Here is a 13,515-nt window from a genome sequence, read left to right as displayed (position 1 = left end):
GGCGAACCCCTCAATGACGCAACAACAACCGCCCCTCAATAGGCACATACCGGCTCGCAGCGCGGATCAGTGACATCGCAGTAAGCCCGGGCACGCCATACACCACCGCTTCAGCACCGTGACGCTGGATGACCCGCTCCAGCAACAGGTCGAAGTCACCGTCACCCGAGGCCAGCACCACCTGGTCCACGCGGCTGGCCGCATCGATCACATCCAGGGTGATGCCCACATCCCAGTCACCTTTGGCCGAGCCATCGCTGCGCTGGATGAACGGCTTCAGGCGTACCTCGAAACCCAGGTTGCGCAAAATTTGCTGAAACTGCTGCTGCTTGCTGTCACCGCGGTCGATGGCATAGGCCACGGCCTCGACGATCTGCCCTTCACGGCTGACCTCGGCCCACAGCGCGGCGTAGTTGAAATGACAGCCGTGCGCCTGGCGCACGGTGTAGTAGAGGTTCTGCACGTCGGCGAACAACGCGATCTTTTTCACCTGGAACCCCTTCATCTGATGGAATTCGGGGCTGCCCTGCAGCCCCAAAATGCCAGCAGTATGCCAGACCCGTCAGACGTAGGAATCGTCGTCGGAGAAGAAGCCCCCATCATCACTGCCATAATCGGTGTCGGCGTAACCGCCCTGGTCATTGCCCCAACCGCCGCTGTCGGCCACTTGCTGCTGCCCGCCCTGGTCATTCCAGCCACCGCTGTCGCTGGCAGGGGTCGGCTCTTCCTTGCTTACCTCGGCCACTTCCTCGGGCTGCGAGTTGTGGTTGAACAGGCTGCTGATACCTTGCGCCAGCAACATCCCGCCTGCCACACCGGCAGCGGTCTGCATCGCGCCACCCAGGAAGCTGCTGGCGCCACCCCGCGCCGGGGCTGCGCCGAAGCCTTGCTGCTGTTGCTGCGCAGGCTGCTGGTTAAAGCCCGGCGCAGACGGTTCACGCCAGCCACCGCCGGCAGAAACAGGCGCCGAAGGCCGCTGCGGTTGCACCGCCGGTGGCGCACTGCGCCCGCCCGAACCAAAGATGCTCGACAGGAAACCACCGCCGCTGTTGCTCGGGGCGTTGCTACCCGCACGGCTGGCTTCGGCTTGGGCGCGGGCCTGCTTGAGCTCCGCTTCGAGTTGCTTGTTCTGCTCGTCCAGGCGCTTGAGCGCAGCTTCCTGAACCAGGATCGCCTGGGCCATGTAATAAGGTGCTGCTGGCTGCTGACGCAGGTGTTCCTCGATGCACGCCTGGGCCTGGGCATCGCGGGGCTGGCTTGGGTCTTCAGCTTGCTTGATGCGGCCGAACAGGCTATCGATCAGGGTTTGTTCTTCAGTGTTCATGAGGCGACCTCGTGGGGAAGCGGGACAACGGACAGCGTCAAAGATGGGGGGTGCAGGCACGGGATTCAATCGCCACGGCGGTGAAACTTTTTTCAGCAAGTGACAGCTGCACGCCCGCTTTGGGCTAAAGTTAGGCCCCTGCTTTTACTGCCATGCGATGTTGACCGATGAATCCGCTGAGCGTTCTGCGCGACTCCCTGTACTTCTTCCGCCGCCACCTGCCAAACATTCTCCAGCTGTGCCTGCCGCTGGTGGTGCTTGAAGCCTTGCTCACCCAGCTGCTGTACCGGCAGTTGGGCGACCAGGCGTCGCCGGCCTACGGCATGCTGGTCAGCCTGCTGTTCTACCCGTTGTACAGCGCGGCGCTGATCCTTTATCTCGACACCCGCAGCAACGGCCAGGACATCGCCAAGCGCGACCTGTTCGCCCGCGCCCTGCAACTGTGGCCGCAACTGGCCCTGCTGATTCTGATCAGCTCGCTGCTGATCATGGCGGGCCTGGCGCTGTTCATCTTCCCGGGCGTGTGGATCATGATCAACCTGGTGTTCGCCGAATACCTGCTGGTGCTGCGTGGCCTGCCGGTGGTGCAGGCGATGCGCGAAAGCGCGCGGATGACCACCGGCCACTTCATGCGCATCATGATCTGCGTGCTGGGCGTGCTGGCGCCGATCTGGCTGATCGACGGGCTGTTGCTGATGGCCTTCCCGGAGCCAGCCCCCGGCATGGAACTGGCCATGGACAGCCTGAGCGGCTTCTTGCAGCTGTTCAGTACCGTGGTGCTGTACCGCCTGTTCACGTTGCTGGAGGCGGATAGCGGCGCCTGACGCCCGTGACCTTGCACAAGGCGTGCGCCGTGGAAGACCTGCACGCTGCCAGCATGGCCCCGTATCAGTGACCGTGGCGGCTCGCGACCTTAAGACACGGAGCCGCCATGATCACTTCCATAACCGACAGCCAAGGGGCAGCAAGCGATAGCCATTGGGCAGAAGATGCCGAGATATTCCTCGGCACTCTGCAAGCCCTCGATCCGGCAACCACCCTCGAAAGCCTTCCGCGCCAGAAGCCCAAATCCGTCTACCTCAGCCTGTTCAAAGACGCTGATCAGCAGGTGATCAGCGGCCAGAGTGATTGGCTGATTGCAGGCCATCAGAAGCCTGCCAGCGTGTTTCGTTTTCTGTTTCACTCGAAAGAACCAGATCGCCTGCACTTCATGATCACCGGCAGCGGAGCGGACCACGACAAGACCATGGGGGTCAGCCGCAACGGCTACCTTGGGCTATACCAGTACGCCAGCGTGTCCGACCCCTTCAAGTTCGAACCGCTGTACTGGAGCGACGACAGCTTGATATGCCGTTGGCGTGATCATCAAGGGCATACGGTGCGGCTCGACCACGACCAGACCGTGGCCGATCCTTTCTTTTCTTACCTGCGAGTCTTGGAGGGCAAAGAAACCATCTTCCTCCTCACGCGGGTTTGCAACGGACGCCCTGTGCAGGAACCGAGTAATTCCGCCTGAAACCCATCAGGTACCCCGAGGCTTGGCCCGCGCCGTGGCTTCAGCCACCAGCGGGTCATCCGGCCAGTAGTGCTTGGGGTAGCGGCCCTTGAGGTCCTTCTTCACCTCGGCATAGGTCGTGCGCCAGAAGTTGGCCAGGTCCTGGGTCACCTGCACCGGCCGGCGTGCCGGTGACAGCAGGTGCAGCTTGACCTGCTGTCGCCCCTGGGCAATGCGCGGGGTGTCGGCCAGGCCGAACAGCTCCTGCAGGCGCACGGCGAGAATGGGCGGGTATTCACTGTAGTCCAGGCGGATGTTCGAGCCAGACGGCACGGCCAGATGCGCCGGCGCCCACTCATCCAGACGCTGCGGCAACGGCCATGGCAGCAGGTTGCGCAGGATCGACGACAGGTCCAGCCCGGCAAAATGGCTCAAGCGCGAGACCTTGCCCAGGTAGGGTTGCAGCCAATCTTCCAGGCTGGCCAGCAGCGCTTCGTCGCCCAGATCAGGCCACTCGCTCTGCCCGTTCTTCTCCAGGTCCAGCTGGCGCAGCAAGGCCACCCGCGCCTGCCACTGGCGCAACTCTGGCGTCCAGCTCAGCAGGTTCAGGCCTTTGCGCCGTACCAGGCCGAGCAGCGCCTTGGCGCGGGCTTCATCGTCCAGGCCAGGCAACGGTTCGCGGCTGAGCACCAGCTCGCCAACCTTGGTCTGGCGTTCGGCACGCAGCACCTGTTCGCGCTCGTCCCAGTCGAGCAGGTCGACACGCTCGACCTGCTCGGCCAGCACACCGTCGAGCAGCGCCGGGTCGAACTCGGCGGCCAGGTAGATGCGTTCCTCACGCTGGCCCTGACGGCTGCCCAGGTCGGCAATCACCAGCCACGGGCACTTCATCAAGGCATCGACCTCAGCGAACAATGCCGCGCGACCGTTGGCCAGGCGGTACTCGGCGCCGCCTTCGCGTCGCTGCTGGGCGACCCGGTCGGGGTAGGCCAGCGCCAGCAACGCGCCCAACCAGCGTGGATGGTCGGGGTCGGCGACGCCCGCACCCACCTTGCCGCGCAGCAGCCCACGGTACTGACGGGCCAGCTGCCGCGCACGCTGCACACCGCCTTGCCCGCCTCGGGATGCTTTGCTTTCACCACTGACCAGCGCCAGCCGGCTGTGCAGGTCGGCGCCGCCGCCACGCTGGATATCACGCTCCCCCAGCAAGGCCGCAACATCACAGGCCATGGTGACCAGCCCCAGATCCTGGCCGCGCAGCAGCAAGTGAGCGATGCGCGGATGGGCCGGCAATTCGGCCATCGCCTGGCCGTGCTCGCTCAAGTTGTCGCGGCTGCCGGCCTTGAACGCGTTGAGCCGTGCCAGCAGGTCCTGGGCCTGGGCGAACGCCGCCGCTGGCGGCTGGTCCAGCCAGCGCAACTGATCGGGCGTGACGCCCCAGCGGGCCAGTTGCAAGGCCAGCCCCGCAAGGTCGGCCTGGAGTATTTCTGCGCTGCCATGGGCGGCCAGCTGGTCATGCTGGGCCTCGGACCACAGCCGGAAGCACACCCCCGGTTCCAGGCGCCCGGCACGGCCGGCGCGTTGGGTGGCACTGGCGCGGGAGATGCGCTGGGTATCGAGCCGCGTCATGCCGCTGCCGGGGTCGAAGCGCGGCACTCGCGCCAGGCCTGCGTCCACCACCACGCGCACGCCGTCGATGGTCAGGCTGGTTTCCGCGATGTTGGTGGCCAGCACCACCTTGCGCATACCGCTGGGCGCGGGGTCGATGGCCGCGCGCTGCGCGTTCAGGTCGAGTTCGCCATGCAGCGGGCACAGCAGGATACCCGGGCGGTCAGCCAATGCCTCTTGAAGGTGCTGATGCACCCGGCGGATCTCCGCCTGGCCTGGCAGAAACACCAGTACGCTGCCTGGCTGCTCCGCCAGGGCCTGCAGGACACACTCGACGACCCGCGGCTCGACGAATTCACCAGGCTGGTAGGGCCGCCCCCAGCGGATATCCACCGGGTGCATGCGCCCTTCACTGCTGACCACCGGCGCGTCGTCGAGTAGCCGCGAAAGGCGCTCGCCTTCCAGGGTCGCCGACATCAGCAAGATCTTCAGCGGCTCGTCACGCAGCAACTCGCGGCCATTGAGGCTCAGCGCCAGCGCCAGGTCGGCGTCCAGGCTGCGTTCGTGAAATTCATCGAAAATCAGCAACCCCACGCCCTCCAGCCCTGGGTCGGCCTGCAGCCGGCGGGTGAGGATACCCTCGGTGACCACTTCGATACGGGTCCTGGGCCCGACCTTGCTGTCCAGGCGGATGCGATAGCCGACGGTTTCCCCGACCTTTTCCCCCAGCTCGCTGGCCAGCCTTTCGGCGGCCGCGCGGGCCGCCAGGCGGCGCGGTTCGAGCATCACGATGGTCTGCCCGGCCAGCCATGGCGCGTCCAGCAACGCCAGGGGCACGCGGGTGGTCTTGCCAGCGCCGGGCGGCGCTTCGAGCACGGCTTCGTCGCGGTTTTCCAATGCCTGGCGCAAGGCGGGCAACACGGTATCGATCGGTAATGAAATCATGGTGGTCCTCGAACAGTCGGGCGAGTATAACGGCGAACCCAGCCTGCTCTATCATGGTCTTAGCTTCAGGTGCTGGCGCTTCGCTTGCTCCTGCTGAATACCTTTTCGGAGATTTACATGCGTATCCCATCCCGTGTCATCGGCGGCGCCCTCATCGTCACCTTGCTGACCCAGCTGACGGCCTGCGGCACGCTGTTCTACCCAGACCGTCGCGGGCAGATCGACGGCAAGATCGACCCCGTGGTCGCCGCCATGGACGCCATCGGCATCCTGTTCTACGTGATCCCCGGGCTGATCGCCTTCGGCATCGACTTCGCCACCGGCGCCATCTACTACCCCGGCGGCCGCACCGCCCAGGTTGCCCCGGAAAAACTGCGCGAAGCGGTAAGCCCCGATGGCAAGGTCGACAACCTCAAGCTGCAGGCCATCCTCGAAAGCGAGCTGGGCCAGCGCCTGCCGCTGAATGACCCGCGCCTGATCCAGCAGCGTGGCAGCGTCGAGCAACTGGCGGCCTACCAGTGGGTACCGGCTGCCTGAACCACACAAGGACATCGCCCACAGCATGATCACCCCGGCTGAACACCAGCGCCTGCTGCGCCTGGCCACCCGCGCCTCACTGGCGGTGGCCAGCATCCTGGTGCTGAGCAAGGCACTGGCCTGGTGGCTGAGCGGCTCGGTCAGCTTGCTGGCCGGGCTGACCGATTCGGCACTGGACGCCGTGGCCTCGTTTCTCAACCTGCTCGCCGTGCATTACGCCTTGCGCCCGGCCGATGACGACCACCGGTTCGGCCACGGCAAGGCCGAGGCCTTGGCCGGCATGGCGCAGGCGCTGTTTATCGGGGTAAGCGCGGTGTTGATCGGGGTGCAGGCGGTCGAACGCCTGCAAACGCCACAACCGTTGGGCGACACCACGGTCGGCATCGCGGTGATGCTGCTTTCGCTGGTGCTGACCATTGCCCTGCTGGCGTTGCAGCACAAGGTCATTCGCCTGACCGGCTCTACGGCGGTGCGCGCCGACTCACTGCACTACCGCTCCGACCTGCTGCTCAATGGCAGCATCTTGCTTGCCCTGTTGCTGACGCAGTTTGGCTGGTCGCAACTGGACGCCCTGTTCGGCCTGGGCATTGCCTTCTACATTCTCTGGAGCGCCCTGCAGATCGCGCGGGAAAGCACCGCCATCCTGATGGACAAGGCGCTGCCCGGCGAGGTTGGCGAGCAGATGGCCGCCCTGGTGCTGGCCATCCCCGGGGTGAAAGGGGTGCATGACCTGCGCACGCGGGTATCGGGCAACCAGTGGTTCGTGCAGTTGCACCTGGAGTTGCCTGGGGAGCTGGCACTGCATGAGGCGCACGGCTTGTGCGTGGCGGCATCGAAGGTGATCCGCCAGCGTTATCCACAGGCGGATGTGATGGTGCACGCGGACCCGGTGTAGGCGCGTCAGCTTCAGTTGATGCTGTAACCACGCCCACTGAAACAGGCCCCCAGCGCACGCCGGTAGGTGTCTGTGGCATTGCCCGGTGGCGCATAAACCGCCGTGGCCGGATCAAACCCAGACTGGCTCACCGCCCAACGATGGCATTGGTAGCGGTCCTGCTCCTGCTGCTCCTGCCCCTGGCCATTCATCGGATAGGCCACCACGTCGTAACCGTTGCCAGCCGGCACAGGCGCCGGCGCCACCCCCGGCGGGTTGACCACCACGTACTCGCGGCTGTCCGCCAGGTACTGGTAATAGGTATCGGCAACCAGGAAGAACAACGCCCCACCCAACCACACCTCGCGGGCATACGACGGCAAGTATTCCACCCTTACCCCATAGGGCGGCGCCACGACGATGTAACTGCCGCCATGCGGCCGGTACCAGTAGCCGCCCGAGTAGAAGTAGTCCTGCCCGCGGTAGGGCACCTTCCAGTAGCGGTCAGGGAAGCGCTCGATGCTTTGCCCTGGCCGATACTGCGGCCCCGGCCCCCAGCCATTGCCATGCCCGTCCGGGCGCCCCTGCCAGTCACCGCCTGGCCGCTGCCCGGGCCCACCGGCCTGCCAGTGACGGTTATCGCCATTGCGCCGAGGGATGTCCTGGTAATAGCCCTCGCGCGGCGGCTGCGTCTGGCGCACTTCGTCGCGCGAGTTGAGTGGGGAACGGCCCGCGGGGGCGCCATTGGGGTCGCCGCCATGCCCACCGTGCGCCTCATCCGGGCCTTGGGCCAAGGCGCCCAGACTGATGCTCAACGCAACCAAACCAACACCTGCCAACTGCCAGATGCGCGACTTCATGGTGTTCCTCTCGGTAAAAAATGACTGCAGCCGCTGCCAGTCTACCGCGCCGGCCACAGCGGCAAGTTAAAATCGCGGACATGAAAAAAGGGAGGCCGTGGGGCCTCCCTTTGGGAATTGTCGTCCGTGCTCGGCACTTGTGGCGCCGGCTCACCTCACGCCGTCTTCTGGACGGTGTGTAGCCCGGGGGCCTAGCGGATCCTGTTGGATGGCTGGCCGCGACCGCCCGCCTAGGGCGCGTCGCCGTGGACTGTTGTCCGGGCAGTGATTCTGTTGATAAAGATACCGAACCGGAGGTGACAGAGGATTGCGAAGATTGCTCAGATAAATAGCACTTGCGCAATTTTTCATCGTGGATTGATAATTCACCGCAATCGGAACAGAAAAGGCATATTCCATGAGCAAACTTGACCGCTACGACCTGAGCATCCTTGCCGAATTGCAGCGCGATGCGCGCATTTCCAATCAGGAGCTGGCCGAACGCATCGGCTTGTCGCCTTCGCCGTGCTCGCGTCGGGTCAAGCAGCTGGAGGATGACGGCTACATTTCGCGTCAGGTTGCCCTGCTCGACCGCAAGAAGCTCGGCCTGAGCCTGACCGCCTATGTGCTGATCGGCATGGACCGCCACACCCCGGAGCGCTTCGAAACCTTCGAGGCCGCCATCCGCAACTTGCCGCAGGTGCTCGAATGCAGCCTGGTCACCGGTATGGACGCCGACTATCAGCTCAAAGTGGTGGTGCCTGACATGGACCACTACCAGAAATTGCTACTAGGCAGCCTGACCCGCATCGAAGGTGTGACCAGCGTGCGTTCGAGCTTCGTGCTCAACCAGGTGCTGGCCAGTACCGAGCTGCCCTTGACGCACCTGCGTTGAATACCCGGGCGCCCGGCGTATGATCGAGCGCTCAGACTGCCTGGAGAACACAGATGGATCCCGCCGTATTCGAAGAATGGATGATGATCATCCTGGTCACCGTGCTGATCGGTTTCATGGGTTTCATCGTCTGGGACCTGGCGAAAAAGTCCAAGGCCGGGCGGTTTGGCACGATGATCCTGTTCTTCGTGCTGGGGCTGGGGGTGCTGGCCTTCATCATCAAGAGCGTGGTGGTGGCATTCCTGGAAGGCGTGTAGGCGCGCGGCGCTTTACCTTGCGTAGCGAATGGGCCGCAAAGCGGCCCCCTGCACCTACCTCGACAGCTTCGCTGCAACTTCCCGCCAGCACCCCTGCTCCAGCCCATCCAGCGCCCAGTCACCAATGCGTACCCGCACCAGGCGCAATGTCGGTAACCCTACCGCCGCCGTCATCCGCCGTACCTGGCGGTTACGCCCCTCGCGAATCACCAGCTCCAGCCAACTGGTCGGCACGCTCTTGCGAAAGCGCACCGGCGGGTTGCGTGGCCACAGCTCGGGCTCATCCAGGCGCCGTGCTTCAGCCGGCAATGTCGGCCCATCATTGAGTGCCACGCCTTCGCGCAGGCGTTGCAGTTGCTCGTCGCTCGCCTCGCCTTCCACCTGCACCCAATAGGTCTTGGCCAGTTTGTGCTTGGGGTCGGCGATGCGCGCCTGCAGGCCACCATCGTTGGTCAGCAGCAACAAGCCTTCGCTGTCGCGGTCCAGCCGCCCGGCCGGGTACACACCGGGGATGTCGATGAAGTCCTTGAGGGTCGCGCGCCCTTCGCCATCGCTGAACTGGGTCAGCACGTCGAACGGCTTGTTGAACAGGATCAGGCGTGGCTCGGCCGGCGGCGCCTTGGGCTGGCGACGCTGGTCGGCAGGCCGCGCCTGGGGGCGGCGCGGCTTGGAACGGGGTGGCAGGGGCATGGATCCTCAGCGGAACGGCGGCTCATCGAAGCTGCGCAGTTTACGCGAGTGCAGCGAATTGAGCTCGGTACGCAGCAGATCCAGTGCGGCGATGCCGATCTTCAAGTGCTGGCTGACCGCCCGGTTGTAAAACGCGTTAGCCGACCCCGGCAGCTTGATCTCACTGTGCAGAGGCTTGTCGGACACACACAGCAAGGTGCCGTACGGCACGCGCAGCCGGTAGCCTTGGGCGGCAATGGTGCCACTCTCCATGTCCACGGCCACCGCACGTGACAGGTTGATCAATGGCCGCTCCTGGGCCCAGCGCAGTTCCCAGTTACGGTCGTCGTAGGTCAGCACGGTGCCGGTGCGCAGGCGTTTCTTCAGCTCTTCGCCACGCTCACCGGTCACCTGTGCAGCCGCTTCCTGCAAGGCCAGTTGCACCTCGGCCAGGGCCGGGATGGGAATGTTCGGCGGCACCACGCGGTCGAGGATGCCGTCGCGCCGCATGTAGGCGTGCGCCAGCACATAGTCACCGATGGTCTGCGACTGGCGCAGGCCGCCGCAGTGGCCGATCATCAGCCAGCAGTGCGGGCGCAGCACGGCCAGGTGGTCGGTGATGTTCTTGGCATTGGAAGGGCCGACGCCGATGTTGACCAAGGTGACCCCGTCGCCGTCGCCCGCAATCAGGTGATAGGCCGGCATCTGGTAACGGTGCCAGACCACGCTGGCCACCAAGGCCTGGGTCTCGCCATGGTCCATGCCCTTTTCGATCACCACATTGCCCGGCAACACCATGCGCACGAAGCGCGGGTCTTCACGCAACTGTTCCAGGCCATGGCTGATGAACTGGTCGACATAACGGTGGTAGTTGGTCAGCAAGATCCACGGCTGCACGTGGCGCCAGTCACTGCCGGTGTAATGCACCAGCCGGCGCAGCGAGAAGTCCACGCGCGCGGCATCGAACAAGGCCAACGGCAGGGTTTCGGTGCTGTCCCAGTCGTACAGGCCATCGGCGATATTGTCGGTGGCTGCCGACAGGTCGGTGCTGGGGAACACCCGCGCCAGCTGCGCCGCGGTGATACCGCTGCCGGCCAGTTCGTCGCCTTGGTCGACCACGTAAGGGTAAGGGATGTTCTGCTCGCTGACGCCGACTTCAACCGTCACGGTGTAGTCGTGCATGAGGGGGCGCAACTGCTCCAGCAAATAGCCGCGGAAGGCGGCCGGCTGGGTAACGGTAACGCTGTAGGTACCGGCCACCTGCACCTTGGCGTAAGCACGCGTGGTGGCCGCGACTTCACCTTGGCTGTAGTAGGTCAGGCGCAGCGCCGGGTAACGGAACAGCCCGCGTTCCTCGGCGTCTGGTTCGGTTCGGTCCTTGAGGTATTGCTTGAGGGCCTGGCTGAGGGCACCGGTGGCCTGAGCATGCAGGGCCGCCAGACGGTCGACGGCCTGTTCTGGGGTATCAACGACTACAAAAGCGTGGCTCACACTGTGCTTCCTGTCTGGACATGCATGTGGACCATCTTGCCTGCCTTCGAGGGTAAATACACCCCCATTGATCAGTGTTGCCAGGCTGGCGTAGCCCTGGCCACCAGCGCGTGCACATCCACACCCCGCGGCAACGCCCCATAGGCCCGGCCGCCACCGGCCAGGCGGCTACCGATGAAGGCATCGCTGACCACCGCATTGCCCGCTTCCAGCAGCAGTTTGGCCTGCAGTGCCAGGGCAATGTCCTCGGTCAACTGACGGGCGCGATACTGGATGTCGGCGGTGTCGGCAAACGCCCCCTTGAGGTTGCCGATGTGCGCGGCCAGCCGAGGGTCGCCATGGCCGTCTCCCAGTTCTGCGAACAGCGCATCGAGCACCCCGGGTTCCTTGGACAAGGCCCGCAGTACATCCAGGCACTGCACATTGCCCGAGCCTTCCCAGGTCGAGTTGACCGGCGCCTCACGGTACAACCGTGGCAGGATGCTGTCTTCGACATACCCGGCGCCGCCCAGGCATTCGGCGGCTTCATTGATCATGGCCGGCGCACGCTTGCAGATCCAGTACTTGCCCACCGCCGTGACCAGCCGGGCAAAATGCGCCTGCTGCGGGTCATCGAGCTGTTCCAGCGCCTGCCCCATGCGCAGGCTCAGGGCCAGCGCCGCCTCGCTTTCCAGCGCCAGGTCGGCCAGCACGTTCTGCATCAGCGGCTGCTCGTTCAGCACCCGGCCGCCGACCTTGCGATACGCGCAATGATGGGCCGCCTGGGTCAAGGCCTGGCGCATCAAGGCACTGGAGCCGACCATGCAGTCGAAACGGGTCATGGCGACCATTTCGATGATGGTCGGCACCCCGCGCCCTTCTTCGCCGACCATCCACGCCAGGGCGCCACGAAACTCCACTTCGCTGGAGGCATTGGAGCTGTTGCCCAGCTTGTTTTTCAACCGCTGGATATAGAACTGGTTGCGGTTGTCATCCGGGCGATGGCGTGGCAGCAGGAAGCAGCTCAGGCCTTTTTCGGTCTGGGCCAGGGTCAGGAAGGCGTCGCACATGGGCGCCGAGCAAAACCACTTGTGGCCGACCAGTTCATAGGCCTGGCCCGGCCCAGGCGCACCCACAGGATAAGCGCGCGTGGTGTTGGCCCGCACATCGGTGCCGCCCTGTTTCTCGGTCATGGCCATGCCAAGGGTGACCCCCGCCTTGTGCCGGTCCCCGACATTGCGCGGGTCGTATTCACGCGCCAGCACCTTGGGCAGCCAGTACTCGGCCAGCTCAGGCTGCAGCCTGAGCGCCGGCACCGCGGCAAACGTCATCGTCAGCGGGCAGCCGGTACCGGCTTCGGCCTGGGTGTGCAGGTAGGTCATCGAAGCCCGCGCCACATGGGCACCGGGGCGCGGCTCGGCCCAGGGCAATGAGGGCAGGCCATGTTCGACCGCGGTGCGCATCAGTTCGTGATAGGCAGGGTGAAACTCGACCAGGTCGATACGATGGCCATAGCGGTCGTGGCTGCTGAATTCCGGCTTGTGCGCGTTGGCCAGGAAGCCCGCGCGCATCAGCGGGCCGCCGGCCAAGGCACCGTAGGCATCGATCCGCGACTCGGCCCAGCCGGCGCCAAAGCGCCGCGACCATTCCTGCAATGGCAGGTCGAGGCGGTACAGGTTTGCGCCATCAAGCGACGGCGGCTGGTTGGTGACTTCGTGGGTTTCAGCGTACTGGTGCAGGTTCATCGGGAGCTCCTGGAGCCGGGCATGCTTGAAAGGTCCAGTGAAGCACTCCCTGGGGGTCAGTCAAAGTGACAAAAATGACTAATCGGGATGGCAATTGGCTACGGCGGTGACGATTGGACGACATCCAAATCTGCATTTCGCGTAAGAAGTTTCCTAAACCATTCTTCCAGTGAAAAGGGCTGTTTCCAGAGTGCTAGGTTCGGGCTTCCACCCTTTCAGGAAGAAACGAACCATGAGCCAGCGTATTAACATCCTTGGCAAAGGCCAGGGGCTCGACGGTGACCAGACCACCACAGGTGCCCTCTGTATCGCCGGCCAGGCACGTGGGCGTGTACACGGGAGAGGCTGGCTGCTGGTGGGCGACAAAACAACGCCCTGCCCACTCTGCGGTAACGAGGGGACCATCGTTGAAGGCGAAAGCCGATGGAAGATCTCTGCGAAGGTTTGCTGGAGATTCGGGCCGTACGCCGCAGCATGCGGAATAGTGATCACTGGTGGAGGCGCTGTGGCCGGCAGCATCGGTGGTATGGAAGCGGGTGAGGAGTTCGGCGAATTAGTCTTCGAGGTCTTTGGGGATGATTGACCACCTTGACGTAAAACTAAGGCTTTTTTTGTTAGGTACTCCTATCTGCCTCGCCTTGATCGGGCTTGTATCTGACCTTCACATCGCTTGCTCTCGCCAATATAAAGAAATGACCTCAGCACTCCAACGGAGCGCGTGCCTTCCATTTGCGACCGGCATGTGGGGAGAGAAAAAGATAGGTTCCAGAATTCTAGTTATTTCTGTAATCGCTGGCGCCATCGGATCCCCCGCCTCAAGCATTCGCAGAGGGCTACTGGATGAGCAAGACCACTTA

14 protein-coding genes are annotated in these 13,515 nt (G+C 64.2%); 7 read left to right on the top strand and 7 right to left on the bottom strand.

Annotation, left to right across the window (positions count from 1 at the left end):
- Positions 1-10: 10 nt before the first annotated feature.
- Both NP534_RS21400 and NP534_RS21395 read right to left on the bottom strand, forming a co-directional pair.
- Positions 11-505: an NYN domain-containing protein gene (locus NP534_RS21400; RefSeq protein ID WP_156311438.1), complete on the bottom strand. Its 495-nt coding sequence runs from the start codon at positions 503-505 to the stop codon at positions 11-13.
- Positions 506-562: 57 nt separating this feature from the next.
- A complete protein-coding gene (locus tag NP534_RS21395; protein WP_274100026.1) occupies positions 563-1,324 on the bottom strand; it encodes a DUF2076 domain-containing protein in 762 nt (253 codons plus the stop codon).
- A gap of 167 nt (positions 1,325-1,491) precedes the next feature.
- Between NP534_RS21395 and NP534_RS21390 the strand changes: the two genes are divergently transcribed.
- Together NP534_RS21390 and NP534_RS21385 are read left to right on the top strand one after the other, a co-directional pair.
- Positions 1,492-2,148: a YciC family protein gene (locus tag NP534_RS21390; RefSeq protein ID WP_047582415.1), complete on the top strand. Its 657-nt coding sequence runs from the start codon at positions 1,492-1,494 to the stop codon at positions 2,146-2,148.
- Positions 2,149-2,255: 107 nt separating this feature from the next.
- Complete coding sequence (locus tag NP534_RS21385; RefSeq protein WP_274100025.1) at positions 2,256-2,840, top strand: hypothetical protein; 585 nt, start codon at positions 2,256-2,258, stop codon at positions 2,838-2,840.
- A gap of 6 nt (positions 2,841-2,846) precedes the next feature.
- Here NP534_RS21385 and hrpB read toward each other — a convergent pair whose 3' ends face one another.
- Entirely contained in the window at positions 2,847-5,372 is a 2,526-nt protein-coding gene (hrpB, locus tag NP534_RS21380; protein WP_274100024.1) for an ATP-dependent helicase HrpB, read from the bottom strand.
- Positions 5,373-5,489: 117 nt separating this feature from the next.
- On the opposite strand from hrpB, the gene NP534_RS21375 reads away from it, so the two are divergent.
- A complete protein-coding gene (locus NP534_RS21375) occupies positions 5,490-5,909 on the top strand; it encodes a polyribonucleotide nucleotidyltransferase (RefSeq protein WP_274100023.1) in 420 nt (139 codons plus the stop codon).
- 25 nt (positions 5,910-5,934) lie between these two features.
- Positions 5,935-6,804 (top strand): cation diffusion facilitator family transporter, encoded by an 870-nt coding sequence (locus tag NP534_RS21370; protein WP_258714176.1) that lies wholly within the window; start codon positions 5,935-5,937, stop codon positions 6,802-6,804.
- 11 nt (positions 6,805-6,815) lie between these two features.
- On the opposite strand, the gene NP534_RS21365 is transcribed toward NP534_RS21370, so the two are convergent.
- Positions 6,816-7,643, bottom strand: a complete 828-nt coding sequence (locus NP534_RS21365; RefSeq protein WP_274100022.1) for a DUF6515 family protein — start codon at positions 7,641-7,643, stop codon at positions 6,816-6,818.
- Positions 7,644-8,040: 397 nt separating this feature from the next.
- Between NP534_RS21365 and NP534_RS21360 the strand changes: the two genes are divergently transcribed.
- Positions 8,041-8,517 (top strand): Lrp/AsnC family transcriptional regulator, encoded by a 477-nt coding sequence (locus NP534_RS21360; protein WP_003249795.1) that lies wholly within the window; start codon positions 8,041-8,043, stop codon positions 8,515-8,517.
- 53 nt (positions 8,518-8,570) lie between these two features.
- Positions 8,571-8,774, top strand: a complete 204-nt coding sequence (locus tag NP534_RS21355) for a DUF2788 domain-containing protein (RefSeq protein WP_033701689.1) — start codon at positions 8,571-8,573, stop codon at positions 8,772-8,774.
- A 54-nt stretch (positions 8,775-8,828) separates the two neighbouring features.
- Here the strand turns inward: NP534_RS21355 and NP534_RS21350 are convergent, their stop codons facing one another.
- The 3 genes from NP534_RS21350 to NP534_RS21340 form a co-directional block, all read right to left on the bottom strand.
- Positions 8,829-9,464, bottom strand: a complete 636-nt coding sequence (locus NP534_RS21350) for a pseudouridine synthase (protein WP_047582401.1) — start codon at positions 9,462-9,464, stop codon at positions 8,829-8,831.
- A 6-nt stretch (positions 9,465-9,470) separates the two neighbouring features.
- Entirely contained in the window at positions 9,471-10,934 is a 1,464-nt protein-coding gene (amn, locus tag NP534_RS21345) for an AMP nucleosidase (RefSeq protein ID WP_033701693.1), read from the bottom strand.
- Positions 10,935-11,005: 71 nt separating this feature from the next.
- On the bottom strand, positions 11,006-12,658 hold the full coding sequence (locus tag NP534_RS21340) for an acyl-CoA dehydrogenase family protein (RefSeq protein WP_047582398.1): 1,653 nt from the start codon (positions 12,656-12,658) through the stop codon (positions 11,006-11,008).
- Positions 12,659-12,890: 232 nt separating this feature from the next.
- On the opposite strand from NP534_RS21340, the gene NP534_RS21335 reads away from it, so the two are divergent.
- Complete coding sequence (locus NP534_RS21335; RefSeq protein WP_274100021.1) at positions 12,891-13,241, top strand: PAAR domain-containing protein; 351 nt, start codon at positions 12,891-12,893, stop codon at positions 13,239-13,241.
- Positions 13,242-13,515: the final 274 nt, after the last annotated feature.

Source organism: Pseudomonas sp. 39004 (assembly GCF_028682155.1).
GTDB classification, from domain to species: Bacteria; Pseudomonadota; Gammaproteobacteria; order Pseudomonadales; family Pseudomonadaceae; genus Aquipseudomonas; species Aquipseudomonas capeferrum.
This window is presented reverse-complemented; position numbering and strand designations above follow the sequence as displayed.